Annotated in this window: 30 protein-coding genes; 20 read left to right on the top strand and 10 right to left on the bottom strand. The window is 46.7% G+C overall.

Going from position 1 to position 24419, the window contains the following annotated elements; genetic code table 11:
* Positions 1-153 precede the first annotated feature (153 nt).
* From QXT17_RS03270 to hypE, 4 genes are all read left to right on the top strand, one after another.
* Positions 154-1632: a DASS family sodium-coupled anion symporter gene (locus QXT17_RS03270; RefSeq protein WP_020963171.1), complete on the top strand. Its 1479-nt coding sequence runs from the start codon at positions 154-156 to the stop codon at positions 1630-1632.
* 44 nt (positions 1633-1676) lie between these two features.
* Complete coding sequence (gene hypD / locus QXT17_RS03265) at positions 1677-2903, top strand: hydrogenase formation protein HypD (protein ID WP_020963172.1); 1227 nt, start codon at positions 1677-1679, stop codon at positions 2901-2903.
* Positions 2904-2949: 46 nt separating this feature from the next.
* Positions 2950-3258 carry a HypC/HybG/HupF family hydrogenase formation chaperone gene (locus tag QXT17_RS03260; protein ID WP_020963173.1) on the top strand — a complete coding sequence of 103 codons (309 nt, stop codon included), beginning with the start codon at positions 2950-2952 and terminating at the stop codon, positions 3256-3258.
* A gap of 90 nt (positions 3259-3348) precedes the next feature.
* Positions 3349-4404 (top strand): hydrogenase expression/formation protein HypE, encoded by a 1056-nt coding sequence (hypE, locus tag QXT17_RS03255; RefSeq protein ID WP_020963174.1) that lies wholly within the window; start codon positions 3349-3351, stop codon positions 4402-4404.
* A 162-nt stretch (positions 4405-4566) separates the two neighbouring features.
* Here hypE and QXT17_RS03250 read toward each other — a convergent pair whose 3' ends face one another.
* Together QXT17_RS03250 and QXT17_RS10050 are read right to left on the bottom strand one after the other, a co-directional pair.
* Complete coding sequence (locus QXT17_RS03250; RefSeq protein WP_342784328.1) at positions 4567-4971, bottom strand: nucleotidyltransferase domain-containing protein; 405 nt, start codon at positions 4969-4971, stop codon at positions 4567-4569.
* A gap of 25 nt (positions 4972-4996) precedes the next feature.
* Positions 4997-5257, bottom strand: coding sequence for a HepT-like ribonuclease domain-containing protein (locus QXT17_RS10050; RefSeq protein WP_405054578.1), 261 nt, complete (start codon positions 5255-5257; stop codon positions 4997-4999).
* 71 nt (positions 5258-5328) lie between these two features.
* Between QXT17_RS10050 and QXT17_RS03245 the strand changes: the two genes are divergently transcribed.
* Positions 5329-5844 (top strand): MBL fold metallo-hydrolase, encoded by a 516-nt coding sequence (locus QXT17_RS03245; protein WP_342784329.1) that lies wholly within the window; start codon positions 5329-5331, stop codon positions 5842-5844.
* A gap of 9 nt (positions 5845-5853) precedes the next feature.
* Positions 5854-7647 carry an AMP-binding protein gene (locus QXT17_RS03240; protein WP_342784330.1) on the top strand — a complete coding sequence of 598 codons (1794 nt, stop codon included), beginning with the start codon at positions 5854-5856 and terminating at the stop codon, positions 7645-7647.
* A gap of 85 nt (positions 7648-7732) precedes the next feature.
* Here the strand turns inward: QXT17_RS03240 and QXT17_RS03235 are convergent, their stop codons facing one another.
* Positions 7733-7966, bottom strand: a complete 234-nt coding sequence (locus QXT17_RS03235) for a hypothetical protein (protein WP_020963180.1) — start codon at positions 7964-7966, stop codon at positions 7733-7735.
* 420 nt (positions 7967-8386) lie between these two features.
* Between QXT17_RS03235 and QXT17_RS03230 the strand changes: the two genes are divergently transcribed.
* Together QXT17_RS03230 and QXT17_RS03225 are read left to right on the top strand one after the other, a co-directional pair.
* Entirely contained in the window at positions 8387-8698 is a 312-nt protein-coding gene (locus tag QXT17_RS03230) for a DUF134 domain-containing protein (RefSeq protein ID WP_187147011.1), read from the top strand.
* A 32-nt stretch (positions 8699-8730) separates the two neighbouring features.
* Positions 8731-9042: a hypothetical protein gene (locus QXT17_RS03225; protein WP_020963182.1), complete on the top strand. Its 312-nt coding sequence runs from the start codon at positions 8731-8733 to the stop codon at positions 9040-9042.
* Positions 9043-9048: 6 nt separating this feature from the next.
* On the opposite strand, the gene pcp is transcribed toward QXT17_RS03225, so the two are convergent.
* The 5 genes from pcp to QXT17_RS03200 all read right to left on the bottom strand — a co-directional run bounded on the left by pcp (position 9049) and on the right by QXT17_RS03200 (position 12998).
* Positions 9049-9678 (bottom strand): pyroglutamyl-peptidase I, encoded by a 630-nt coding sequence (gene pcp / locus QXT17_RS03220; RefSeq protein WP_020963183.1) that lies wholly within the window; start codon positions 9676-9678, stop codon positions 9049-9051.
* A gap of 489 nt (positions 9679-10167) precedes the next feature.
* The gene (locus tag QXT17_RS03215; protein WP_342784331.1) at positions 10168-10935 is read right to left on the bottom strand and encodes an ABC transporter permease; all 768 of its coding nucleotides are present in this window, start codon (positions 10933-10935) and stop codon (positions 10168-10170) included.
* Between the two features lie 2 nt (positions 10936-10937).
* A complete protein-coding gene (locus QXT17_RS03210) occupies positions 10938-11906 on the bottom strand; it encodes an ATP-binding cassette domain-containing protein (RefSeq protein WP_052885561.1) in 969 nt (322 codons plus the stop codon).
* Between the two features lie 5 nt (positions 11907-11911).
* Entirely contained in the window at positions 11912-12367 is a 456-nt protein-coding gene (locus tag QXT17_RS03205; RefSeq protein ID WP_020963187.1) for a PadR family transcriptional regulator, read from the bottom strand.
* A 154-nt stretch (positions 12368-12521) separates the two neighbouring features.
* Positions 12522-12998, bottom strand: coding sequence for a hypothetical protein (locus QXT17_RS03200; RefSeq protein ID WP_020963188.1), 477 nt, complete (start codon positions 12996-12998; stop codon positions 12522-12524).
* Between the two features lie 186 nt (positions 12999-13184).
* Here QXT17_RS03200 and QXT17_RS03195 point away from each other — a divergent pair, with 186 nt between their 5' ends.
* Positions 13185-14468, top strand: a complete 1284-nt coding sequence (locus QXT17_RS03195) for an SLC45 family MFS transporter (RefSeq protein WP_342783856.1) — start codon at positions 13185-13187, stop codon at positions 14466-14468.
* A gap of 74 nt (positions 14469-14542) precedes the next feature.
* Here QXT17_RS03195 and QXT17_RS03190 read toward each other — a convergent pair whose 3' ends face one another.
* On the bottom strand, positions 14543-15436 hold the full coding sequence (locus QXT17_RS03190; RefSeq protein WP_342783857.1) for a phosphate uptake regulator PhoU: 894 nt from the start codon (positions 15434-15436) through the stop codon (positions 14543-14545).
* Positions 15437-15500: 64 nt separating this feature from the next.
* Between QXT17_RS03190 and QXT17_RS03185 the strand changes: the two genes are divergently transcribed.
* From QXT17_RS03185 to QXT17_RS03160, 6 genes are all read left to right on the top strand, one after another.
* On the top strand, positions 15501-15965 hold the full coding sequence (locus QXT17_RS03185) for a hypothetical protein (protein ID WP_342783858.1): 465 nt from the start codon (positions 15501-15503) through the stop codon (positions 15963-15965).
* A 17-nt stretch (positions 15966-15982) separates the two neighbouring features.
* Positions 15983-16603 carry a DedA family protein gene (locus QXT17_RS03180; protein ID WP_342783859.1) on the top strand — a complete coding sequence of 207 codons (621 nt, stop codon included), beginning with the start codon at positions 15983-15985 and terminating at the stop codon, positions 16601-16603.
* A gap of 49 nt (positions 16604-16652) precedes the next feature.
* Positions 16653-18059 (top strand): extracellular solute-binding protein, encoded by a 1407-nt coding sequence (locus QXT17_RS03175; protein ID WP_342783860.1) that lies wholly within the window; start codon positions 16653-16655, stop codon positions 18057-18059.
* Between the two features lie 61 nt (positions 18060-18120).
* The gene (locus QXT17_RS03170; RefSeq protein ID WP_342783861.1) at positions 18121-19197 is read left to right on the top strand and encodes an ABC transporter ATP-binding protein; all 1077 of its coding nucleotides are present in this window, start codon (positions 18121-18123) and stop codon (positions 19195-19197) included.
* 11 nt (positions 19198-19208) lie between these two features.
* Positions 19209-20849 (top strand): iron ABC transporter permease, encoded by a 1641-nt coding sequence (locus QXT17_RS03165; protein ID WP_342783862.1) that lies wholly within the window; start codon positions 19209-19211, stop codon positions 20847-20849.
* Between the two features lie 113 nt (positions 20850-20962).
* Positions 20963-21589 (top strand): PD-(D/E)XK nuclease family protein, encoded by a 627-nt coding sequence (locus tag QXT17_RS03160; RefSeq protein ID WP_342783863.1) that lies wholly within the window; start codon positions 20963-20965, stop codon positions 21587-21589.
* Between the two features lie 3 nt (positions 21590-21592).
* On the opposite strand, the gene QXT17_RS03155 is transcribed toward QXT17_RS03160, so the two are convergent.
* On the bottom strand, positions 21593-22276 hold the full coding sequence (locus QXT17_RS03155) for a hypothetical protein (RefSeq protein ID WP_342783864.1): 684 nt from the start codon (positions 22274-22276) through the stop codon (positions 21593-21595).
* A 311-nt stretch (positions 22277-22587) separates the two neighbouring features.
* On the opposite strand from QXT17_RS03155, the gene QXT17_RS03150 reads away from it, so the two are divergent.
* The 5 genes from QXT17_RS03150 (at position 22588) to QXT17_RS03130 (ending at position 24406) form a co-directional block, all read left to right on the top strand.
* Entirely contained in the window at positions 22588-22863 is a 276-nt protein-coding gene (locus QXT17_RS03150; RefSeq protein ID WP_342793545.1) for an AbrB/MazE/SpoVT family DNA-binding domain-containing protein, read from the top strand.
* Between the two features lie 158 nt (positions 22864-23021).
* The gene (locus QXT17_RS03145) at positions 23022-23627 is read left to right on the top strand and encodes a mechanosensitive ion channel domain-containing protein (protein ID WP_342783865.1); all 606 of its coding nucleotides are present in this window, start codon (positions 23022-23024) and stop codon (positions 23625-23627) included.
* A 64-nt stretch (positions 23628-23691) separates the two neighbouring features.
* Positions 23692-23835 (top strand): hypothetical protein, encoded by a 144-nt coding sequence (locus QXT17_RS03140; RefSeq protein WP_342783866.1) that lies wholly within the window; start codon positions 23692-23694, stop codon positions 23833-23835.
* Positions 23793-24083 (top strand): HEPN domain-containing protein, encoded by a 291-nt coding sequence (locus QXT17_RS03135; RefSeq protein ID WP_342783867.1) that lies wholly within the window; start codon positions 23793-23795, stop codon positions 24081-24083. The genes QXT17_RS03140 and QXT17_RS03135 overlap by 43 nt, the downstream gene beginning before the upstream one ends.
* On the top strand, positions 24059-24406 hold the full coding sequence (locus QXT17_RS03130; RefSeq protein WP_342783868.1) for a nucleotidyltransferase domain-containing protein: 348 nt from the start codon (positions 24059-24061) through the stop codon (positions 24404-24406). The genes QXT17_RS03135 and QXT17_RS03130 overlap by 25 nt, the downstream gene beginning before the upstream one ends.
* Positions 24407-24419 lie beyond the last annotated feature (13 nt).

Below are 24419 nucleotides of genomic sequence, written 5' to 3'. Positions count from 1 at the left end.
TATGAGTTATTAAAACATTACTAATCTGAATTAAAAACAAATTCTCAAAGGGATTGTGCGAAGAAACGAAAGATAAATCGTTAGGCACATGGTTGAAGAGATTGTTCTAGTAATGCGAAACAAATTAATCTTTGTTTTATTGTTCTCCTATTAATGAATAAAAAAATAGTGCAAGCTATAATTGGGCCTATCTTGTTTTTCCTCCTAGCTGTTTTGCCGCCTCTACCATTTGTTACACAAGCCTCCCAGCAAGTCAAAGCACCATTTACAAATGCTCCACAAGTCGCCCTCGGGGGACTAATCTGGGTGGCAACGTGGTGGATATTCGAGGTTGCACCTCTCGGCTTGACGGGTCTCCTCGCGGCAGCACTCTTCAGCTTTCTGGGCTTTGTCTCGTGGGGGGACTCCCTAAAGAGCTTCACTGACCCTATTATATGGGTCTTTATGGGTGGCTTTGTCCTGGCCAAGGCTTTCCAGGTCTCAGGGCTAGACAGGAGAATAGCACTATGGATCGCAAACCTTTACAAGGGCCAAAACCCAATGATTGCCGCGCTCTTTGTCGCAGGCTTGCCCGTATTCTTTCTAACAATGACTGGCTCAATTACTGCTTCAACTTCCGTAGTATATCCAATAGTCCTCTCTTTCCTGGCGCTTACAAGAGCCTCCGACAGGTACTCAGAAGCCACTCTGCTTCTCTTAGGAGAAGCGGCCACAGCTGGGGCCATGCTCTTCCTGATAAGCACACCGCCAAACCTAATAGCGAAACAAGTGATCGAGTCAAATGTCCCAGGGCTAACCCTCACCTTTTTCGACTGGTTCATCGTGGGGACAGTCCAGGCAGTAATCGGTCTACTCATCGTATGGATAATAGTCTTCGCGGTTCTAGGAGTTAAAAAGGAACACTCGCTCGAAAAACTGCAGGAAATAGTAGTCCAAGAAAGGGCAAAGTTGCCCCCAATGTCTATCCGCGAAAAAATAGTTCTAGGAGTCTTCCTCTTTGCTCTCTTCTTGTGGCTTATACCCGGGCTCCTCAACATAGCCGCAAACCTAGACCCAAACCTGCAAACACTAGCCAAGACTGCCTCGAGCCTGCTCCCTGAAGCTGTACCAGCCGTCCTAGCGATTCTCCTCCTCGGGCTAATAAAAGTGCAAGGGAGACCGCTCCTAACATTCAAAGAGATATCGGAAGGAATAGACTGGAACGTCGTCTTCCTATTTGGAGGCGGCCTGGCCATGGGGAAAGCACTAGACTCTAGCGGTTTTTCCAGCTGGATAGGTCTCATCGTAACAAATAGCAGTATACAGCTCAACACCTACACACTTAGTATTATCGGCGGAGTTCTAGGATTCCTAATTACTTTCCCAGCATCAAACACTGCATCAGCAATAGTAGCTGCTCCACTAATTGCAAAGATCGCAAAAGCCGCAGGAGTCAACCCAGTCGCTCCAGTAATCACGACTGCCCTAGCATGTTCTATTTCCTCGGCCATCCCCTCCACGACACCGCCAATGGCGATAATCTACGGCTCTGGAAAAGTAAACATAAAGAACATGTTCAAGGCAGGATTCCTAGCCGACGTCACACGTCTCCCAATCCTCGTACAACTCTTTCTATCGCTTAAAGGATTATAGCCCCAAGGGTTACCTTTTTAAGATGCAATGGGTAAAAAGCAGGCATGGGTGAAATCTTAACTTACACGTTGCTTCAAAGGCTGGACTCTTTAGAAAAAGTTTTCAGGGCAAACCTTCAGCTCGCTAATACACTGAGGAACTATATATCGAGAAAACTAGAGGAGCTCAGGAAGCGTGAGGGAAGCGACTTCAGCCTCAAAATTATGGATTTCTGCGGGACACATGAATGGACCATTGTACATTTCGGCTTGAGGAGCCTCATGCCAAAGGGAATAGAGCTGGTCGCGGGGCCCGGTTGCCCAGTCTGTGTGACTCCCTCCTATTACATTGAGCAAGCCATTAGACTCTCCCTGGAAGGCATAACAATCTACACGTATGGAGACACGTTCAAGTTGCCAGCAATTAATCCGGTAGACGGGGTCAGTTCACTGGAAGAAGCCAGGGCCAGGGGAGGCCGGGTAAAGCTTGCTCTCTCCCTTATGGATGCCATAAGAGACGCAAAAGCTACAGGTAAAGATTCCCTCTTCCTGGGAATAGGCTTCGAGACAGTTGCTCCTGGCTATGCCAGAGCATTGGTAGCAGACATGTTGCCCCCAAACCTCAAGCTCCTAAGCCTGGTCAAGCTGACGCCCCCCGCGATGTTCTATTCCCTGGACATACTGCGAGACAAGCCAACTGACGCGCCCGTAATGGGGGTGATTGCCCCGGGTCACGTCTCAACAGTTACGGGTGCCAAGGCCTGGGTCCCGGTGGCGGAGCACTTCGGTATACCAGTAGTTGTTTCAGGGTTCGAGCCGATAGATGTCTTGTCGTCTATTGCTGAAATCATGAGGCAACTCGTAAACCGGGAGGCAAGCGTAAAAATAGAGTACACGAGGGCAGTGACATGGCAGGGAGACCTAAAAACCCAGGCAATGATACATAGAGCCTTCGAGGTAGCCGACGATGCATGGAGAGGGATAGGCTTTATACCCCTAAGTGGACTCAGAATAAGGGAAAAATACTCCAAGAACGATGCACGCGAAGCATATGGAATAAGGGAACTAACACCCGCAGAATGGAAAAAAGACACACCCCCAGGATGCAGGTGTGCAGAAGTCACCCTGGGAAAGGCAAAGCCCACAGACTGCCCAATGTTCATGAAAAAGTGCACCCCCGAGAAGCCCTACGGCCCCTGCATGGTCTCAATAGAAGGAACCTGCGCCGTCTGGGCTAGGTTCGGCGGGGGAGGCCTGGCACAAGAAATAGCCGCAGAGCTAGAGCAAATCTAACCAAATACATAAACACATAAATAGAAGCCTCGAACCATTCTACCTTATGTGTTGGGGGACGCCAGCAGTTGTTCTCGAGCTAAGCCAAGACGGCTCCACAGCCAAGGTTGACTATGGCGACGGGGTCGTCAGAGAAGTCTTTGTAGGGATAACAGAGGAGAAACTATCAAGAGGAGACATCGTAATGGTACACGCAGGAGTAATAATTTCCAAGCTGACGCCGGAAGGCCTCCGCGAGGAAATAGAATTCATAAATGGCATACTCCAAGAAGCTGGGGAAAGCGAGAACCTGCTTGCCCAGCTCAGACAAAACGTTATAGAACTGGCCGAAAAAATAAAGAGCGGAAACGCTTAACCTCCTATTCTCGCCACCTAGGTGTAGGGCAACATCCAAAACGTGAAACATTAATAATATCCTATCATAACCAGTTGGTAGCTGAGGAGTATGCAGGAGGACACCTCTAAGGTCATAGAGCTGGCCGACGGACAGGGCGGAGTCGAGACAATGAGGCTCCTCGAAAAGCTCTTCTTCAAGCGTGTGGAAGAAAAACTCAAGAAGGTCGAGGGGGGCGTCGGCATAGATTTCCCAGACGACGGCGCCCTAATACCGCTTCCCGACGGTTCATACCTCGTCGCCACAGCGGACGCCTACACAGTTAACCCACCATTCTTTCCAGGTGGAAACATTGGGAGCCTCGCGGCACACGGCTCAATAAACGACGTAGTGATGATGGGTGGAAAGCCAATAGCGATGCTCGACACAATAGTGGTAGAGGAGGGCTTCCCCCTAAAAAGCCTCGAAGAAATAGTCGACTCTTTCCTCTCTGTGCTCAGAGCCGAGGGAATACCCCTTATTGGTGGAGACTTCAAGGTCATGCCGAAGGGACAGCTAGACAAGATAACAATAACAACAGTCGGCCTGGGGATCACTAGGACCCCCATAGTCGACAAGCCTAGGCCCGGAGACAAAATAGTGGTCACAGACTTCGTGGGCGACCACGGCGCAGTCATCCTCCTAACCCAGATGGGAATGGAGAACGCCGAGGAAATAGCCTCTGGCCAACTAAAAAGCGACACAAAGCCATTGACACCCCTCCTAAAGGTACTCGAGAAATATCCCGGAAAAATAAACGCGGCACGGGATCCCACACGTGGAGGGCTCTCAGCCATCCTAAACGAGTGGACAAAGGAGAACGGGTTGCTTGCGGTCATAGAAGACAGCAAAGTCCCAGTCAGGCCATCCGTGAAAAGGTTCGCAGAAATGCTCGGAGTAGACCCCCTATACCTCGCCAGCGAAGGCGTCGCAGTGCTATCTGTCTCCCAGGACGCCGCAGAACAATTCGTAGAAGACCTAAGGAGCAACGGCTTCCCAAACGCCACAATCATCGGAGAAATACGCGAGCACCCCAAGTACAAGGGCTATGTCCTCCTAAAAACAGACATAGGCGGACACAGGATACTCGAGCCACCAAGAGGAGTAATAGTCCCACGCATCTGCTAGAACATAAAATTCTCTCCAAGCCCCTACATGCGCGCGCAGAAAGAATAGTTAGATGTTTATTTTCCTGAATGCGTCTAATATTTCTTCCATATTTTTATGCAACCTAGAAAGAATTGAGGGCGTTGTGTGCCTCTATAGTTGTACTTGTGTGTGCCTTGCCTTTTACTGCAGACTGGGCTTCTTGCTGGCCATTTTTAGAGCGATTTCGAAGTCGTTTAGCTCCATGAAGGCCTCTGATAACAGGTAGTGGTACTTTTTGGGGTCCCGGTTTATCACGATTAGTCCTTCGCTTAGAGCCTTGTATCTGAGGAGTGGGGGCGACTCCTCTAGTGGGACAATGTCTATTTCGACTGAGAGTTTTTTCTCTAGCTGTGAAGCTATTTCGGTCAACTCTCTGAAGGCGAGGGGTCTAGACGTGATTATTCCAATGTCTACGTCTCGAACGATCCTTCTCCGGAGCACAGAGCCAAATATGACGGCTATCAATATGTAGTCATATTTTTCTAGGACTTCTTTGACAGCCCCCTTTACTTTTTCCAATTCAACTTCGTAGTAGTTTATACTCATACCGAGGACAACTCTTCCACTTTCCTTATAAACTCAATAATACATTCAAAATCATTTTTATGTCTCGATATATCTGGTCGTCCTTAACCATCCAGTACCTATGCGTAATAATGTTCCTTAAGCGTATGATGTCCTCAAGATCCTTACAGCAATATAAATTAATTCTCTGACAAACCTCTCTAACACACTCAGTGTTAGATCGGGGTCTCATCCCAAAAAATTCCAAGACTAGATGAAGGCAAATAGAAGCTAGTGATTCGGCAAGGACTATGATGTTATATCTCATGGAGTATACTTCATCTATCCTCCGCCAGACACCGGGGTAAAGATTTTAATTTGGGGCGAAATCTTTTTCCTATGAAATTGAGGTATGGAGACATAGTTCTCACAATCGAGGAAGAAGGCGTAAACATCAACTCAGAAATCTGCATAGATGTTTTCAAATCCACGGAGTGCAAACAACACATTTACACTAGACCGATCGAGAACACAAGTCAAGTTATGCAGCTATCTCCAGAGGAGAGAGCTGAGACACGGGGTACCCGTGTTAGGGCTTTCCCATGTAAGCCATGCATTGGGAATGATGAGACAGGCGGGGAGGCGACCCAGAGTTACCTCGTAAAAAGCCAAGGCTTTTCAATTTATTTTCACGGGTGCAGACACATGCCCTGCAACCTTGAGGGTCTCCAGGACGAGAAGATCGACATCCTTATCCTAAAAATTGGTCCCGAAAACATGTCCCCAGAGGAGGCATCCGAGCTCGTGAAAACACTTAAACCAGCGCTAGCGATACCTCTATGTCATGTACCCGAGGATGGGCATAAATTTAGAGACTTAGCATCTCCATATACACAGGTCGTCTTGTCTATATAGGTGGATAGCATGAGTTCCCAGCGCATAGTTCCACCTGCCGCACGTTTCAAGGTGATGACACTAGCAGAGTACAAGAAGGTCTACCAAGAGAGCATAAGGGACCCAGTAGACTTCTGGGCAAGGCAATCCAAGAAACTCTTGTGGGAAAAGCCCTGGACCAGCGCCATTACAGGTGAGCCCCCCAGGTCAAGATGGTTTGAAGGCGGGAGACTAAACCCCTACCAGAACGTAATGGGAAAGCACAGGGACACGCCTGTATGGAGCAGGGCCGCGACGATCTACGAGTCGGAAGAAGGCGACGTAGAAATATTGACGTACAGGCGGCTAGACGACATGGCTGGCAGAATAGCGGGCTGGCTAGAGTCACAGGGCGTTTCGAAGGGAGACTGGACCCTGCTATATGCTCCACCAACACCAGAAGCCATAGCGTTTATGCTTGCATCTTTACGCCTAGGGGCACCCTTCGAGCCCATATTCACTGGATTCGGCTGGTACGAGCTCGCAAAACGTTTGAGGAACAGGTCCCCAAAGGTGGTCTTCGTCGTGGACGGCTACAAGCGTAGAGGAAAAGAAATAAGCCTAGTCGAGACCACAGAAAAAGCTATAGAGGCCTCTGGCGTAGAGACGAAGATCCTCGTATCCAACAGGCTGGGGTTGAGGCTTCCACGACTCCATGAGACATATCCACTAGACGACGCTCTCCGCAAGAACCACACAGCAGATAGCAGGGTAGTCGACTCCAGCGACCCTATTTTCGGTCTTCACCCAGGCTACGAAGACGACTTCAAGCCCGTAAGCTTCCCAGCTGGCGGATACTTGACACAGGCATATGCCACCTCCTACTGGCTCGGTCTCAAGCCACTAGAAGTACTATTTAACACTGTCTGGCCCGGCTGGATCACGGGGGTAACCTACCTCTTATTCGGACCCCTAATGACGGGCACGACAATTGTCCTTTACGACGGGGCCCCAGACTGGAGAAGCTGGGACAGGTGGTTCACGATACTCGAAAGATACGCTGTTACAATATTCCTGACGACTTCTGGCGCGCTTAGGGCTCTCTCAAAGCAGAGCCCAGAGACCTACAGGAAGCATGACTACGACACCCTGAAAGCCATACTCGTCACAGCCGAGCCGCTGGACACAGATACGTGGAGCTGGGCCTACAGGAATCTGGGAACACTTCGAAGCCCAATAATAGACTCGGATCCCACTGTCCTCTCAGGAGCAATACCAGTCGTAAACCTATACATACAGAGCGAGATAGCAACCTTTGCGACAGGCAACCTCCCAAGCTACACGTTCCCACACATAGTTCCAGGAACTAATGGTCCGCCGATACCCGGCTTCCACCTGGACATACTCAGCGACGGCAGGTTAGTCGTCAAGAACCCGTGGCCAGCCATGCCAGTCGAGGCGCCTCAAGAATACTATGAAAAATGGTCAGAAGGCTTTTACGACACAGGCGACCTAGCCACCTACACGATCGACGGCTACATTCAGGTGCTCGGCAGGAGAGACACAGTCATGAAGATAAACGGCTACAGGATAAGCCCCGGGGCGATCGAGAAAGCCATAGAAACATTGCCCGGCGTAAAGAGGGCACTTGTTGCAGGCAAGCCGGACCCCCAGAAATTCGAAGCCCCTGTAGTCATCGTTGAGGGCAGGGCCGAAGCTGAGCAAGTAAGGAAGCTGATCCGAGAATACATTACCCCCATCGCTGACCCGGCAAAGATAAATTTCACAGACAAAATCCAGTACGCCACCAGACACGAACTAAAGAACAAGCTGAGGAATCTCTAGGGCGGAATTTTTAAGACCATCATTTCCTCGAATCCTCGAAAAATTAACAGTCGCAAGGTAAGATTATTTGCTCTAAATAAAGTCCTCAAGAAATATCTTCATCTTTTTTCCTCTCCTCTAATAGTTCTCGGTAAGCCTCCTCAAAGCCAGCAACAGGTTTACAAGCCTCTTCGAGAAGCTCAGGCCTTCTTTTCTTTATCAACAAATACCTAATAGCCTCGTTCAAATCAACCCTCCTTCCCAGCTTAAGCTGCAGCTCAGAAGCTATTCTTAACAAAGCTTCTTTGACATCTTCCGTTACAGATATTGTTGTTGTCATATCTACTATAGTTGTTATAGTAAATATATCAAATTTTCTGAGACTGAAATTCCAAAAAATTTGATGTTTCCTAGAATTTTCCTCTTCTAGTTTTCAACACTAATTCCCAGAGAGTAAACTAACAGTAGTAAAGCGTGAGGCAACTTGCCCTCAAGAGCAGTTTCAATTTGCATTCCATCTCACCTTATTTAAAATAAGCTAAATAGTAATGCTTTCGGGGACTTTAGGGAAAAATCTATTCACTTTTGTGTGCCTCATGTCTTGGTCTGGCTAGCAAGGAAATTTTTCAAATGTCTCTTGCACTTAATATTTTAATTGAAAACTAGTTACCCTAATCGAATTACTTATCTATGAGCTTATGTTTTTATCGGCAAGGTATCTATGGAGAGCTGTCCCAGGCGGCGACGGTGGAGACGCTCGGTGTGGAGAAAAGAAGCCACCACTAGTTCTGGAAACTTGGAGGAAATATTCTTTATACCGACTAGTGCGCCGGCAAGCATATTTAGACCAGAGGAAGTTGTCGAGCTATACCCCGAGGAGCTATTGGCGCTAAAGCTTGTCTATGCAGAAGACCTAGAGGTCGACGAAGCAGCGGCGAGGCTAGGCTTGTCCAAGGCGACCTTCTGGAGGATGCTCGACTCGGGCAGAAAAAAGATGGTTACAGCTATCCTGCAACTGAGACCTATAAAGATAGTTTTCTCAGAGAAAGCATCCATGGAAAAGACAGAGTAAAGCTTAAATATATGAAACCTATTTCACTTTTGATGAAAAACATGGCATGGGGATGGTGGGGAAAAGGTAGATGGGCAAGAGGACCATGGCCAGGAAACGGGCCATTTTCATACCTGCCTCCATGGGAGAGGCCCGGCTGGGTCTACGGCCCAGGAGCATGCTGGTGGCTTTATGGCGCGAGGGTTCCACCGCCTCCGCCTGGGGTATCCTACTATACGTATCCTGGCTTGACTGCATCAGATTTGGAGGCCTACAAGAATTGGCTAGAGGATGCTAGAGCGAGGCTCGACGAGCAGATAAGAGAACTAGACAAGAGGATAAGGGAGCTAAAAGAAAAACAATAAAGAAATTTATTTCTCTTTTTCTATTTCTTTTATCGTCTCCTCTACCGCTATTAGTACCCCTTTTACTAGGACATCGAGGGGAAGGCTTGCAGGCAACCCCTTCTTTCTCGATGCAATATCTATCGTATATGGGATGTGGATAAATCCAGCCCTCCTAGGATACCCAGTCCTGTCTGAAAGCCTAAGCAGCGTATACATAACATAGTTACAGAGATAAGTACCTGCACTATACGACAGGCTTGCAGGTATACCTTCCTCCTTCAGCCTCTCGACGACCCGGCGTGTAGGTATGGAGGCTAGATATGCTGTGGGGCCCTCGGGGTCTATTGGCAAATCCTGCGGTTTTTCGCCGTCAACGTCTGGGATAGAAAAGTCCATCATGTTCAATGCGACCCTCTCCACCCTGACATGTGTAATCCCACCGTATAGGCCGAGCGCGATGGCTATGTCTGGTCTAAGCTCGCCTACCACTTGCTCAAGTATGGCTTTTGCCCGCCTATAGGCAACAGGCAAAACAACGTGCCGCGCCTCGTGCCCAGCCTCACGTAGCTTTTCGGCCACCCGCGTAGCTACGATTTCAGACGGATTAGTGTCTTCCTCCCCAAAGGGGCCGAAGCCTGAAAGCAGTATTTTCACGAGTCAAGTCTAGGTCTTCAACTACATATTCTTTGCTCCTATGAGCTTCTGCCCGGAATAATTAACCTCTAACTAGGTGATGTATTCACAAGAAGTGCACACGTCCAAGAAGAAATCGTTAAGAAGATTAAGCTCTTGACGGATGACGAAGCTATGCGGAGAAATATGGGAGAAGCGGGACACAGGCACATAAGAAGAAACTTTGCGCGCGCCCAAGAGTGGAGCCCACCTGCTTTCAACAATCATCGGGTAGCCTTTTCTTAATGGAGATCCTTGAAGATGGAAAGGTGATATATGCGGAACTAGAATTCATGGAGAAGGCTCTCTCGATGCTCAAGGAAGTTAGGAAAAAAATGGGATAGAAGGGGTAAGGTATGTGAGGAGAGGTTTTCACAGTGAAGCGCTCTCCGCCCCGCTGTTTAGAGCCTTTTCATAGGAGAAAAATCTACTAGTGGAATGATTTTTCCTTTGTACCGAGCGGGACGTTGCTCAGTCCTCGATTGTTGCCTCTTCGAATACTTTGGCTGCGAAAACCAGGAATATCACTGTTAGGACTGTTAAGAGCCCGATGTCTAGTGCTGGGTCTATGGATGAGACTCCCGTAAGCCAGTACCTCATCCCGTCCACCGCGTATGTGGCTGGGTCAAGGTAGGCGAGTACCTTCATCCAGTCAGGCATAGTGTTTATCGGGTAGAAGATTCCGCTTAGGAACAGTAGGGGCATTGTTATCAGGTTGACTATCATCTGGAAGCCCTCCATGCTTGAAAGCTTTGTTGAAAGCGCTATACCTATGGATGCAAAGCCTAGAGCCAGCATTAGACCGTATAGCACCGCGGGAACCACCCCGTACGGGTTTAGGCCCGGCGCCAGGAAAAACATTAACGTCAATATGACTAGGCTCTGGAAAACCACGACCAGAGAGTCTCCGAGAGCCCTGCCAATGATAACTTCCTTCCTACTTGCAGGCGCTACTAGGGTTTCTTTTAGGAAGCCGAACTGCTTGTCCCATATAACTGACAAGCCGCTCATGAAGGAACCTGTAAGAATGGTCATTGCCACCATGCCCGAGGCGAGGTACGACAAGTAGTCTAGCCCCCCGAACATCTGCCTCGCGCCGGGGAAGCTGAAGGCCCTGCTCCAGCCCATGCCGAAGAAGACAAACCAGATTATTGGCTGGACAATCGACATCACTAGCCTTGACCTCGCGTTGACGAACCTCTTTACCTGTCTATATACCATTGTTATTAAACCCTTCATACCTACCACCTCCTATGAGGGGGCCTAAAGCCCTCCTCTAACGAGTCCCTAAGCTCCCTACCAGTCAAGTGTATAAAGACCTCGTTGAGGGTTGGACGCCTATAGGTGACCTCCCGTATCTTAAGCCCATTAGCCTCGGCAAGCTCGAAAACCTTTGGCAAAGCGGCAGAAGCATTCCTTACTGAGAGCTCGAGCGTGCTATCTGCCACTACACGACAGTTCTCGATAAAGTCGGCCTGGAGACACTTCGGGGGCACGCCGTCCAGCTTCAGGTAGATAACCTCGTTGCCTACGAGGGACTTTAGCTGGTCTGCGGTACCCTCAGCTATAATCTTTCCATGATCCATGATCGCTATCCTGTCGCATAGCTGTTCAGCCTCGTCCATGTAGTGCGTTGTGAGGACAATAGTCATACCCTTTTCCTTCTTTATTGCCATAATGTAGTCCCAGATCTTTACCCTTGTCTGGGGGTCGAGGCCAATTGTGGGCTCGTCCAGGAAAAGAATATCTGGCTCGTGAAGTAGCGACCTAGCTATTTCTAGGCGGCGCCTCATGCCGCCCGAAAAGTACCTTACAAGCTTGTTGGCGTATTGTTTCAGCTCTACGAACTCTAGGAGATCGTCTATCTTCTTCTTGAGCTCTGAGCCGCTGAGCCCGTACAGCATCCCATGGATGTACATGTTGTCCCAGGCAGTAAGCTGGTTGTCAAGGCTTGGATCCTGGAAAACTATACCTATCCTTTTCCTTACCTCTGCCGCCTGCCTAACGGCATCGAAGCCAGCAACCTGGACTTTGCCCGAGGTCGGCTTGAGAAGAGTCGTCAAGATATGTATAGTCGTTGTCTTGCCTGCCCCGTTGGGGCCCAGGAGACCATATATTTCTCCCTCCTTGACCGTGAAGCTTATGCCATTGACAGCTGTCACGTCCTTAAACTTCTTAACAAGGTTTTCAACAACTATAGCCTCCCCCATATCTATCACCCCTCAATAATCCTTAAGACATTGATCTCAAACTCCGCGATCAGCTTCTTTAGCTCTGAAAGCTTTTCTTCGTCGAGGGTTTCAATAGAGTCAAGTAGCTCGTCAACAACGTGGAATAGCCTGTACCCCTTTATCTCCTGGAACTTCTTCCAGCTCCTAGCGACCCTCAATGCTTCATCAAGTTCTGGCTTCCTCAGTTCTAGGAATTCTCTCCCCTTGTTAGTAAGCTTATATATCCTTGTGCTTGAAGGCTCGCCCTCGCGATGCTCAATCTCTATCAGGCCCTCCTTTAGGAGCTTCTTTAGTATTGGATAGAGAGCACCTGGGCTAGGCTTAAACCCAGAGCTCTTTTCTAGCTCCTTTATTATTCCATAGGCGTGTTGAGGCCCCTTCTCGAGGACTGAGAGGACTAGTAGCTTCAAATAGCCCTTGAACATCAGCTTCTTATTCATATACCTCGTCCGCTCTATAGAAATATCTTACTAATAAAGCTTTCCATTCTCCCGACAAGCACTCCCAGAAACGGGTCAGTGCTCAGCAAACACATCACAGCTCAGTGCTCCAAACCACACCTCATTCCCAAAAAAAGAAGCAAAAAACACTGATTTATTTCTTCAGCTCCCTCAATACCTCGGACACAATCTTGTAGTGGAAGTCCTCCTGGGAAGAAATACTCTTCAACAACACCTTCAAGAGATCCTTAGCCTCTATTTCGAGAAGAGAGGAGTAAATCTTGCTATAAATCTCTTCACCAGCCACGAGTTCTAGAGAGTTAAACTTTTCCAGGAGCCTAGCTATTTCCTCGAGCGACAAATATTCGCGGCGAGAAACTTCCTCAACGGTCTTCTTCATTTGTAATAACATCTGGGAACCTTCCCTACCAAACATTTTTAAACATTGATCCATGTTCTCGGGTCTACCAAAGAAAGTCTCAATTATTTCAGCGTGATTTTTGCTTTCCCGACCAACTATTTCAAGGCTTTTCGCGATCCTTTTATCGTTTATTTTGGTCGCTAGGGCTAAGTAAAACTCTGAAGCAATCTTTTCTAGAAAGTATAAACATTCAGGCCTAATTTTCTCCACAGTGATACTAATACATGTAAAATATTTAATTTTTGCGTAGGATTCATTAAATTAATGCATAGCGTAATGATTGCTTAAATTGTCTTAGAAAGGGGGTTTACTTTTGGGATTCTTTCCATTTTATCTAGAAAATTTCTTAGAAGTTTTTGAAGCAATATTTAAAAAGATAAAACAAATATATTTTTTGTGGCACAAGAAAATATAACAGAAAGATTTAGCTACGGCAAGGTATTCCTCCTGGGCTTCGGTTTCTTCGGAATAAGTATTATATGGTCCATATACAACTCTTACGTCCCGATATTCTTAAAGGACCTCGGGCTCGCCGCGTGGCTAGTAGGCTTCATAATGACAATCGATAACATTTTCGCAGTTGTTCTCCTCCCCTACCTTGGGGCCCTGAGCGACGTTACTAGGACCAGGATTGGCAGACGCAAGCCCTATATTCTTCTAGGAGTGCCTCCAGCTGCCCTTACATTTGCACTTATACCCTTGTTTAGGGGAGACCTCCCATTAATGATGGTAACAATAATAATCATGAACTTCTCAATGGCCCTCTTTAGGTCCCCAGTGATAGCATTCATGCCAGACATAACCCCAAGCGAGAAGCGTAGCCAGGCGAACGGGATCATCAACTTTATGGGTGGAATCGGCTCCTTATTGGCTTTCTTTGTAGGGTCTATTCTCTACAAGATGGATCCCTCTTATCCGTTCATCGCCAGCGCTGTAGTGATGCTTGCGGCATGCATCCTCGTAGTTCTGCTCGTAGACGAGCCTGAACAATTCAAGGTCAAAACAGAGACAATAAGCTTCAGCGAGCTGTTGCGAAAATCTTTCCGGGAAAGCTTCAGCGAGCTAGCAAGCAACCTCCGCGAGGCCTTTACTTCTAGGGAGAAAAGCCTCCTCTTTATGCTTACCTCTATCTTCCTATGGTTTGTAGGATACAACGCTATTGAAACCTTTTTCACTAGCTATGCAAAGTACTACCTCGGAATCGGCGAAGCTACTGGATCCTTTATACTTGGCTTCGTTGCACTGGGCTTCCTGATATTCTCACTCCCAGCAGGCTTTATCGGCGCAAGACTTGGGAGGAAGAGAACAATGACACTGGGGCTTCTAGTAATCGTAGCTCTACTTTTTGTGGCTATGAGTTTTCCATCTAAGCTAGTGGGAAACCAGCTAATCTTGGCCTTTGAAGCAGTCTTCTTCGTTATAGGGATGGCTTGGGCACTAGTCAATGTTAACAGCCTGCCAACAGTAGTTGACATGACAACACGAGAAAAACTGGGCACATATACAGGTCTCTACTATTTTGCGTCTCAGCTGGCCTCAATAATAGCTCCACCAGTGGCGGGTCTCTTCATCGATCTTTCTGGATACTCTGTCCTCTTACCATACTCTATTACTTTCCTAGTCCTATCGGCTTTAACACTTCAGCTCGTACGGAGAGGAGAACCGAGAAGAGGCTACTAAAGGTCTTTTTTTATAAAATTGTTTATTTCTATCTTGTGTAGCTTATGGGTTTCTTTCTCAGCTATGCCTGTAATTCATGAAAGGTCAATGATGTCCTTAACGAGGAGCAATGCAAATGATAGTTTTTCTCTTAGATATCCAGGCAACTCGGCCATTTCCTGTATGTATTTCTGGGTGTGTGCAAAATCATCTAGGAGTTCGTCTCGATTTGCTTTACCCTCTAAAAAGAGCCTGACAGCCCCAGCCTGCAACCTACCCAGCTTTTCAGCGATTTCACTTAGTCCTTGATTTTTGATAATCTCCTCGAGCATGCCTAGAGATTCATATGTGTCGCCCAGGTTTTCGAGGTTCTTAGCGACAAGCCTCATGTCTAGAAGTGAGAGTCTGTCTTCTGGCGGCAGTGTTGGCTCCCTGAGTTTGCCCCTTATAAGCCTCACACTTAGAAAATATAGGCGGTCCACTCTGTCGTCCAGCTGTGACAATTCTTCTGCATTGCCTCTCTTACCTAGCAGTATGTCTACAGCCATGGAAAGCATTTCCCTGGTCACAGAGTCCATTCTCGCAATAATGGATGGTAAATTGTAGTCTGGCTTAACAAAGCACTGGAGTAAGAGCTTTCTATCGCTTTCTTCTACTAGTTCAAGTCCAAGAAGAATTCTTCGAGCATCTTCTATTCTCTCAAGTACAGTTTTTCTGTCACATTTAGCGTCGAGCTCCACCTCTATAACTTCGTAGCCCCTAAGATAAGCTGACAAAACCTGTCTAAAGACTTCCCTATCATTGCTACAAATTATTTTTGCGTGGCTTATCTCTGTCTGGCTTCTCGGAGGGGGCTCAATTATAAGCGCCCCGTTTTCGAGGAAGTCCAATTTGACATAAGAGTTTTCAAGCCCGTTTATTTTTACCCATTCCTTCGGCAAGGAGACATAGTAGCTTCCACCTATCTGTAGAACCCTCCTGTAGCTCATCACACTATTAAACTAGTTAAACCTCAAAAACTTTATTTATTAACGCTAATCTTTCGTATACAGGATGAAGCTTCAAGAACTAGGCACAGCCTCACTCTTTGTCTTCTTGGCAGTAGCCTATCTCTTTTTCCAATTTTTTGCCTTGATAGAGGAAACCCTTCTAGGTGGCAGTCGAAGGAAAACCCAGAAGATACTTTTTACTTTCGACCCTTACAGGCAATACCTCATTGTTCTGCCTAGACCCGCTACGAAGCTCCAAAAAGAACTAGTAGAGTGGTCAAAAATTGCAGGCTTCGGATTGTCGATAGACGGAAGCTTCAGGAAAAAACTGAGACATAAGCTTTCAATCGCGGAGCTTGCTCCAATAATTCTCTCTCTCAAACTCTTCTTGGAGCAGAAAGGCTACATTGTCGAAGCACACGTGAAGGATCTTTTCCAAGCAACACCATTCGCCGAGGTACTCATAAAAGAAAGAACACTCAGCAAGCTTAAAAACAGGATTATATCGATGCTAACAAGCAAGAAGTAAGTTGGGGATTATCCTATATGTCACTCACGATATACTTGGCAGAGCTGGCAATAACAATAATTTCGAAACTAGGACTGCCCGGAATATTCTTCCTAATGACGCTAGAGTCCGCACTCATACCAATACCAAGTGAAGCCATCATGGTCTTCGCGGGCTTCCTCGTATCCAAAGGAGAGATAAACTTCCTAGACGCAGTTCTAGCAGGCACCATGGGAAACTATGTAGGCTCGGCTATCCTATATTTCCTAGGCAAGAAATATGGCGCCCCAATGCTCCTCAGATATGGAAAGTACATCTTCATTTCCAAGAAACACATAGAAGAGGCCGAGAAATTTTTCCAGAAAAACGGCAAACTAGCGGTCTTCACGGGAAGAATGCTCCCAGCAGTGAGAACCGTCATAAGTCTCCCAGCCGGCATAGCCAAGATGGACTTCAAAACATTCACAGTCTACACCATTCTAGGAAGCATACCGTGGAACATGACCCTCACATACCTAGGAATAGTTCTAGGCCAAAACTGGCACCTAATCCTACAATACTCGACCCTAATAGATTCAGCGGCAATAATTGCACTTATTGTTCTAATTGCTTACTTCTATTTGTCCGCAAAGCAAAGAAAATCTGTTTTCAATGAATAAATCTTTTTCTTCAGAAAAATATTTATAGTTTAAAAATTATTATATAACGATGGACAACAAAAAACTATATTTAGCAACTGTTTTGCTAGCTCTCGTTTTGGGAGCTGCATCCATTGTTCCAGCAGCACAAGAGCCACCAGCTACAAACACAAATATGCAGTACGAGAACACGCTCGTCCTTATTACTCCCAGCAACTCTCTCCTGCTAAAAGCCGTGACAACTGCTTTCCAGAAATATGCCAAAGAAAAACTCGGTGTAGATGTCAAGGTGCAACTTATACAGGCAGGGTCCCCAGAATGCATGAACAGGGTAATTGCTTGGAACGGAAAGCCAGATGCAGACATTTTCTTTGGAGGAGACCTTATCTACCACTGGAAGCTTAAAGAAAAAGGACTACTAGAACCTTACAAGCCAAAATCGCCCGACTACGACGCCTTGCCGGCAACATTTATGGGCTTCCCACTCAAAGACCCAGACGAAATGTGGCACCCCAAGCTATGGTGGGGACACGGATTCATGTACAATACACAAGTCCTACAGAAGCTCGGTCTCCAGCCGCCAAAGAGCTGGGACGACTTGCTCGACCCCAAGTGGAAAGACCTTATCGTAATGTGTACACCTTCCAGGTCTTCATCTACCTATATCAACGTGGGAATAATCATCCAGAACAGAGGCTGGGAACAGGGATGGGCCTTCTGGAGAAGATTAGCAGCAAACGTTGGCGCATTTGTCCAGAGGAGCGCGGACGTCGTAGACCTTGTCTCCAAGGGTGAATACGCAGTTGGATTTGCCTACAGCCAGGGTGCTATAATTAACAGGGCAAACGGGTACCCGGTCTCTATGTATATGGATCCAACTGGATTCATTGTATCTGGCGTCTCACTGCTTAAAGGAGCACCGCATCCAAACATTGCAAAGGCCTTCCTAGACTGGTGGTATACCCCAGACGCACAGCAAGCGGCGCTTAGCGCAGGAGGAATACCTGTCCTACCAACAGTCAAAATACAGGGACCACCCAACTCTACAGCAGCTATTCTCCGCGAATACCTCGGAGGCAAAGACACCATATATGACTACCTGAAGACATTTTCAAATGTAAAGTTCTATGACTTTTCCTTTGCAGAAAAATACTATACAAACATCAGCCAGACTTTCGACAACACGATAGTTGCCAAGCATACTGAGTTGAAGGACGCCTGGAGCACCATCCTATCTGTCCAGCCCAAAGTGAAGGGCGTTCCAGAGGCCGAGGCAAAGCTACAGCAAGCAATAAAAGCATTTGACTCTGGAGACTATGCAACAGCAAAGTCCCTAGCATTGGAGGCAGAAAATATAGCTGCAACGGCGCCAAAGGGTCCAAGCATGACTGACATCCTACTCTACGTAATCGTCGCCATCATAATCGTAGCAGTAATCTACTACGTTCTCAGGGGAAGAAAACCCAAAAAACAGTAATTTTTCTTTTAAACCATGTTTTTTATATTGTTTCATTTCTTTTAAAAATTGGTGAATCTTAATGGTTTCCGTAAGGGTTGAAGATGTCTGGATGGTTTTCGGAAAAGTGAACGCTCTTAGAGGAGTAAGCCTCCAAGTCGAAGAGGGCGAACTTGTAACCCTGCTTGGCCCGAGTGGATGTGGAAAAACCACTCTACTACGAATCGTTAGCGGGCTGTACCGTCCCACAAAGGGCCGTGTCTATTTTGACTCAGAGGACGTTACAGATAAGAATCCATGGGAAAGAAATGTGGGACTCGTCTTCCAGGACTATGCTCTCTGGCCTCACATGACCGTCTACGATAACATAGCCTATGGTCTCAAGATTAGGAATGTACCAAAAGATGAGATGAACGAAAGAATACATAGAATTGCCGCAGTGTTACGCATTGAAGAGCTCCTCGACAGGTATCCACATCAGCTAAGCGGGGGGCAACAGCAGAGAGTTGCCCTGGCGAGAGCAGTTGTAATTAACCCCAGTGTCCTCTTGCTTGACGAGCCTTTAAGCAACTTAGACGCAAAGATCAGGATAAACGTTAGAACCGAGATTAGGAAGCTACAAAAAGAGCTTAGAATAACCTCCATCTACGTCACACACGACCAGGAAGAAGCACTAGTAATCTCTGACAAAATAGCCGTGATGAATCAAGGAATTATTGAGCAGATAGGCTCACCACTCGAAATCTATAATCATCCTGCAACTCTATTTGTAGCCGACTTCGTTGGACAAATAAACATTGTTAAGGGAAAAACAAACAAGAAGCTAGGAGAAAACGAGGTCATCTTTGATACCGAGGTCGGAACATTGAAAGTATATACAGGCGGCGAGGAATACTCGGGAGAGGTCTATCTAGCATTCAGGCCGGAAAACGTTGAACTATACCGGCAAAACAATCCACCCGTGAATGAAGAAAATGTTTTAGAAGGAACAATTGACACAACCCAATACCTAGGCAATCTCCTGAGACTAGACGTTCTTGTATCTGAAAAGAAGATTCGGGTAGAGCTACACAACCCAGCGAGAAGAGGCATATATGCGCCAGGCGAAAAGGTCTACCTGCACATTCCTCCAACAATGATACATGTACTTACGAAATAGGTGCCAGAGATATGCGTATTAGCTTTACATCGATAACGCGTGTCTTAATTTTCCTATACGTAATACTATTCATCTTTTATCCGTTAGCATACCTCATTCTATATGTTGTCTCACCGCAGAGTATTGGCGAAGTATTCTCATTCCTAAAGAGCGACCTCTTTTTATCCTCGCTTAGAAACAGCATATACGTCTCAATCTTGACAACGTTTTTTGCCACCTTGATAGGTCTCCCCTACGCCTATATACTCCACAGGTACAAGATCTTTGGGAAAAACTTTGTTCTCTCAGCCACATTCATGCCCACAATGGTTCCCCCATTCGTGGGCGCTCTTTCAATAATTTTCCTCTTCGGCCGGTTCGGAACAATAAACCTCTTGCTATTAGACTGGAAGCTGATAGATAGGCCAATCAACTTCATATACGGTATGCATGGCGTAATATTTGTCCAAACAATAACATTGTTCCCATGGATAGCTATAAACGTCTACAATAGCCTTCTCAAGCTAGACCGAAGCTTGGAAGAGGCCGCCGAATCGCTAGGCGCTAATCCTTTGAGAAGGTTTCTCACAGTGACTCTGCCCGGAATAACTCCCGGACTTATGACAGGGCTCTTCATGGTCTTCTCCTTCGCCTTTACTGATTACGCAACACCTATCGTGCTTGGACAATACGAGCTCCTAGCCCCACAGGCCTTCGTCAACATACAGCAGGCAATTGACGAGTCAAGGGTGAGAGTTGGAACCTACATGGTATTCTTCATGCTCATAATAGTTATAGCGCTCTTTTTAGCCACAAAGAGATACATTTCTATAAAGGAGTATGCCAGCCTGCGACTCCCCAGACCAGTAGAAGAAATACAGCTAAGGGGAGCAAAGAAAATCGCCTTAAACTTCTTGATATACTTCGCGCTTTTTATAGGTCTACTGCCACACCTATTTGTCTTCATAATAAGCCTCTCCAAGACGTGGAGCCTTACACCACTACCCACAAAAATATCACTCGACAACTTTATCACAATACTTCATGAGCCAACCCCCTTCATTAATACTGCTCTCTATGCGACAATCGGGACATTGATATGCTTCCTAATCGGGACATTCGGCGCATACGTCGTTACGAGGACAAAACACCCATTAAACGACATAATAGACTCTGCACTCTCCATGATGTTTGTCGTCCCAGGAATAGTTGTGGGTACAAGCTTCCTCTTTGCATTCAAAAAAGACATCCCAATAATGGGGCTCCTTGGAAGCACCTGGCTAATAATGCCACTAATGCTGGCCACCCGCAGAATAACATACACAATTAGATACTCGTACGCCACATATGTCACTATCCGCAGGTCCCAAGAAGAGGCAGCCTACGTCCTAGGAGAAAAACCGCTAAAAACACTTCTAAAAATCGTGATGCCAAACGCAATCTATGGCATCCTCGCCGGGACAATATTCTCATTCATCGAGATAGTCAACGAGCTCACAGCCTCCCTGTTCCTCTACAAACCGGGATGGGAAACAGTAACAATACAAATGTTCGTGAAGATCACCGCGGGAGAGTTCCCAATATCCGCAGCCTATGCCGTCATCCTATTCCTAACATCGATAATCCTAGCAATAATAGCAATGAGCATTGCAAATAAAGGCACGAAAAAGTGATTTTCCCGTGAGTATACTACATTTTTTTGTAGACATGAAGCAATTATCACCATAAATCTCGAGAGATACTAACCTAGAAACTTTTTTACACAGTTCGTGAGTCTCTATTAATCATGGAAGGAGTAGACGTCGTCTACGAGCTGTATAATTTTCTCAGGGAGGAGAGGGAGAAGCACCAAAAAGAGCCTGGAACCGTATGGGTTACAGACCTCGTGTCCTGTAGCCTAAAGTCAAAGTACACGTCCCTGTATCCAGATTTGGTTGCCTCAGACGTCTTCAACCCGCCTACTATCGTTGGGGCACTCATCCATAGGGGCCTAGAGGAACTTCTCAAGAACATTTTCGAGACAAAACAGTACAAGGTTGAAATAGAGCCAGAGACGAGCATGGAGCTGGAGCTACCTTCTGGCAAAGTAGTTTTGAAGGGTAGGGCAGACATGATTCTCACTTCTCCACAGGGAGCAAAAATAGGGGTAGAAATAAAGTCGATGAGGGGAGACATGCCTACACCTCTCGAGCACCACGTAGACCAGGTCAAATTCTACAACTACATGTTCGGGCTCGAGAAAACTTTGCTGGTCTACGTCTCGCCCGACAGGGTTACACAATACGAGGTATGCGAGAAGGCGAGCCAAGAAGAAATAGTGAAACGGCTCCTAGAGCCAGTTTCGCCGCGCTACCCGTGGGAATGCAAGTACTGCCCCTTCAGCGTCCTATGCCCAAACAAGTCTATTAAATAATGTTTAGGCTGTCTTTGAGGCGCGTCTCTGCCTATAGAGAAGAAAACCAGCCAGAAGCAAGCACGCCAATGCCACAGCAACCACTAAGACCGTGCTGGGAAAAGACTCTCCCTCTGCCGGAAACACTGGGACATCCTCAAGGTTAAATGTGAGCGGCACAGTGCACGCCGAAAGCGGCCTATAGAGCCTGGTCTGGTTGAACGGCTTCCAGTACCCGTCCTCGTAGACGAGACGCGTGTCCCAGCCCGCGTATCCAAGCTGGGCACACGAGACAATAGCATCAATGTCTTCACGGCTAACGCCACGCAGAACACCCATTTCGACGAGCCTCTCAGCCTCTTTCTGTAGAACACGTCTAGCCTCTGCGTCCGAGACGTTGTATAGAGCTTTTCCATTTACAAAGGGCACCTGAATCCTCATGTAGCCATACTTGCCCCCCAGATACGTATCACCAAGGATAACAACGATCCTCGCGTCGTAGCCACTCCTATATGCAACCTCCTGACTGGAAAGCCTCACCGCGTATCCAGCCTCTACGAGCCTCGAATAGTCCAGGACGGCGCCCGGCTTGTTGAAGACGACCTCTATAGCCACGAGATCCTCCAGGGTTACACACGATGCACTAACAATTGGCAGGAGAATGAGTAATATAGAGATCGATACATACAATTCTTTATATCTCATCATGAACATCATTTAACATCTGGGATTAAAAATTCTACGACAGCATGTGCACAAGGTGAACTAGGAAAAAGGAACGAACTTGATCAGAATAATCTTGACTTAATGAATAAGCCACTAATGCATGATGAATAAAGAAAAAAGAAATAAAAAGATTTTTCTTCTACGATATGATATAAAGAATAATCTTACTCCCTACCCTATTAGAGAAATTTTTTCAATCGTTAATGTGGGTTCGGCACGCTTTACGCTCTCAAGTTTAGTAGCGTTAACAGTTTTCGTCTATCAGAATGTTTATTTATTTCAGATTTTTATAAATAATCTACTCAGATAATATAGTTAGTGTAAGTACTGAGGTTCGGATCGGTAAAAGGCGGACTCTGGTTATACCCAAGAATGTAGCAGAAAAACTTGGCATAAAGGAAGGGGACAAAATAAAAATCACGGTCGTGGAAGATAAATTGGTGTTACAGCCTATCCGGGACGCTGTTTGGCTCTCGCCCTATGGGAAAAAGGTTGCAAAGGTTACATTAGAGGATCTTGAAGCTACAAGCATTGAGGAGCAGGCTACGTATGTTGAAGGTGCTAATTGATACGAGCCTTTTGCTCCCAGAACTTGGAGTATAGATCGAAGGGCGCAGCGCTCAAAACTACAATAAAACACGGTCACCTTCAGGTTTTCGCAAATAGTTGATACACAGGCTTAATTGAACTAAAAAATTTAAAAATGTCTTTAAACGAACATTTTACTATGAGCAGCGAAAACATACCCCTAAACATTAGGAAAACAATACAAAGACTAGTACTATGGATACTCCTTTACCTCGTTATAACTGCCCTCATATTGACAACCATCCCGTCACTTATACCCCAAGTCAAGCCTGTAATAGACGCCTATGCGACCTACATCTCTATCGGTCTCTCATTGTTCTTCGGCTACATGATAATTAAGGCCTTCTCGGATCTCGTCTACTGGATGCTCCGCGTCAAGCACCCACACTCAACAGCCGCAGCCGTCAGGAGCCTCTTCACCATATTGGGCATAGGCGCACTCGCCGCCGGCATAGCTGGAGGCACAGCTGGCGGAGCGGCTGGCGTAGCACTAGGAGGCTTCATAGGAATGGTCATTGGATTCGCTACACAACAAGTGCTCGGCCAGGCCATAGCCGGTCTCTTCGTTCTACTCGTGAGGCCAATAAGGATAGGCGACAAGGTTAACGTCGCTGGGGAGGCAGGCATCGTAGAGGACATCTCCACCCTATTCACTGTTATCAGGAAGGAAGACAACAGCCTTGCCCTTATACCGAACAACATGCTGATAGGTTCGAAGATATACATACTTGAAAGAGCCAAATAGGAAATTTTTTAATTGCATTTCTTTGTAGAAAACAATTTCAGTCACTCTTTTTAGTGGATTATATGTGGTTAGAAGAGAGGCTGAAGCCTGGCTTAGACAGGCCGAAAGAGACCCGAGAAAAGCCATAAATGATTTAAAAACACAGGACTGGGATTCTGCGGCTTTTTGTCCCAGCAGTCTGCCGAGAAGGCTCTCAAGGCATTGCTGATGAACTCGGGCATAGCTCACCGGGGACACGAGCTCCTCGAAATAGCGCGTATAATTAGAAGCGAGCTTGGTATAGACACGTCTCTTATAGATAAAGATCTCAGAGAGCTGACTATACACTATACGGTAGCAAGATATCCGGACGCTGCGAATGCCCTGCCATATGAGCTATATGACGAGGAAAAAGCAAGAGACCTAGTTGAGAGGGCAAAAAAGGTGGTAGAGTGGGTAAAGCAAAATCTGCATTAGCCTCCCAGCACGAAGCCCTAGAAAAAGCAAAAAGCTTTGTCGAAAAAGCAAGGGCCAGAGCTTCCTACCTGGGGTTGACCCTTTTAGGGGCTTACCTTGTCGGTAGCAGGGCTAGAGGAGACTACCTCAGAGACAGCGACATAGACATAATTCTTGTCGTTAAAGGTGTAAGGAAGCTCAATTTTCTCGAAAGGCTTCAGCTCTTCACAGATATACTTGAACCTTCCATTGACCTCAGGATCTACGACACTGAAGAATGGAAATCAAACGAAAACACGTGGATAAACCAGCTAAAACAAGAGGCCATAAGAATCGACACGTAAAAACTTGGCTAAG

Origin of the sequence: Thermofilum sp. (assembly GCF_038871435.1) — an archaeon.
In the GTDB taxonomy this organism is placed as follows: domain Archaea; phylum Thermoproteota; class Thermoprotei; order Thermofilales; family Thermofilaceae; genus Thermofilum; species Thermofilum adornatum.
The sequence above is the reverse complement of the archived record's forward strand: the minus strand, read 5'-3'. Positions and strand labels throughout refer to the sequence as shown.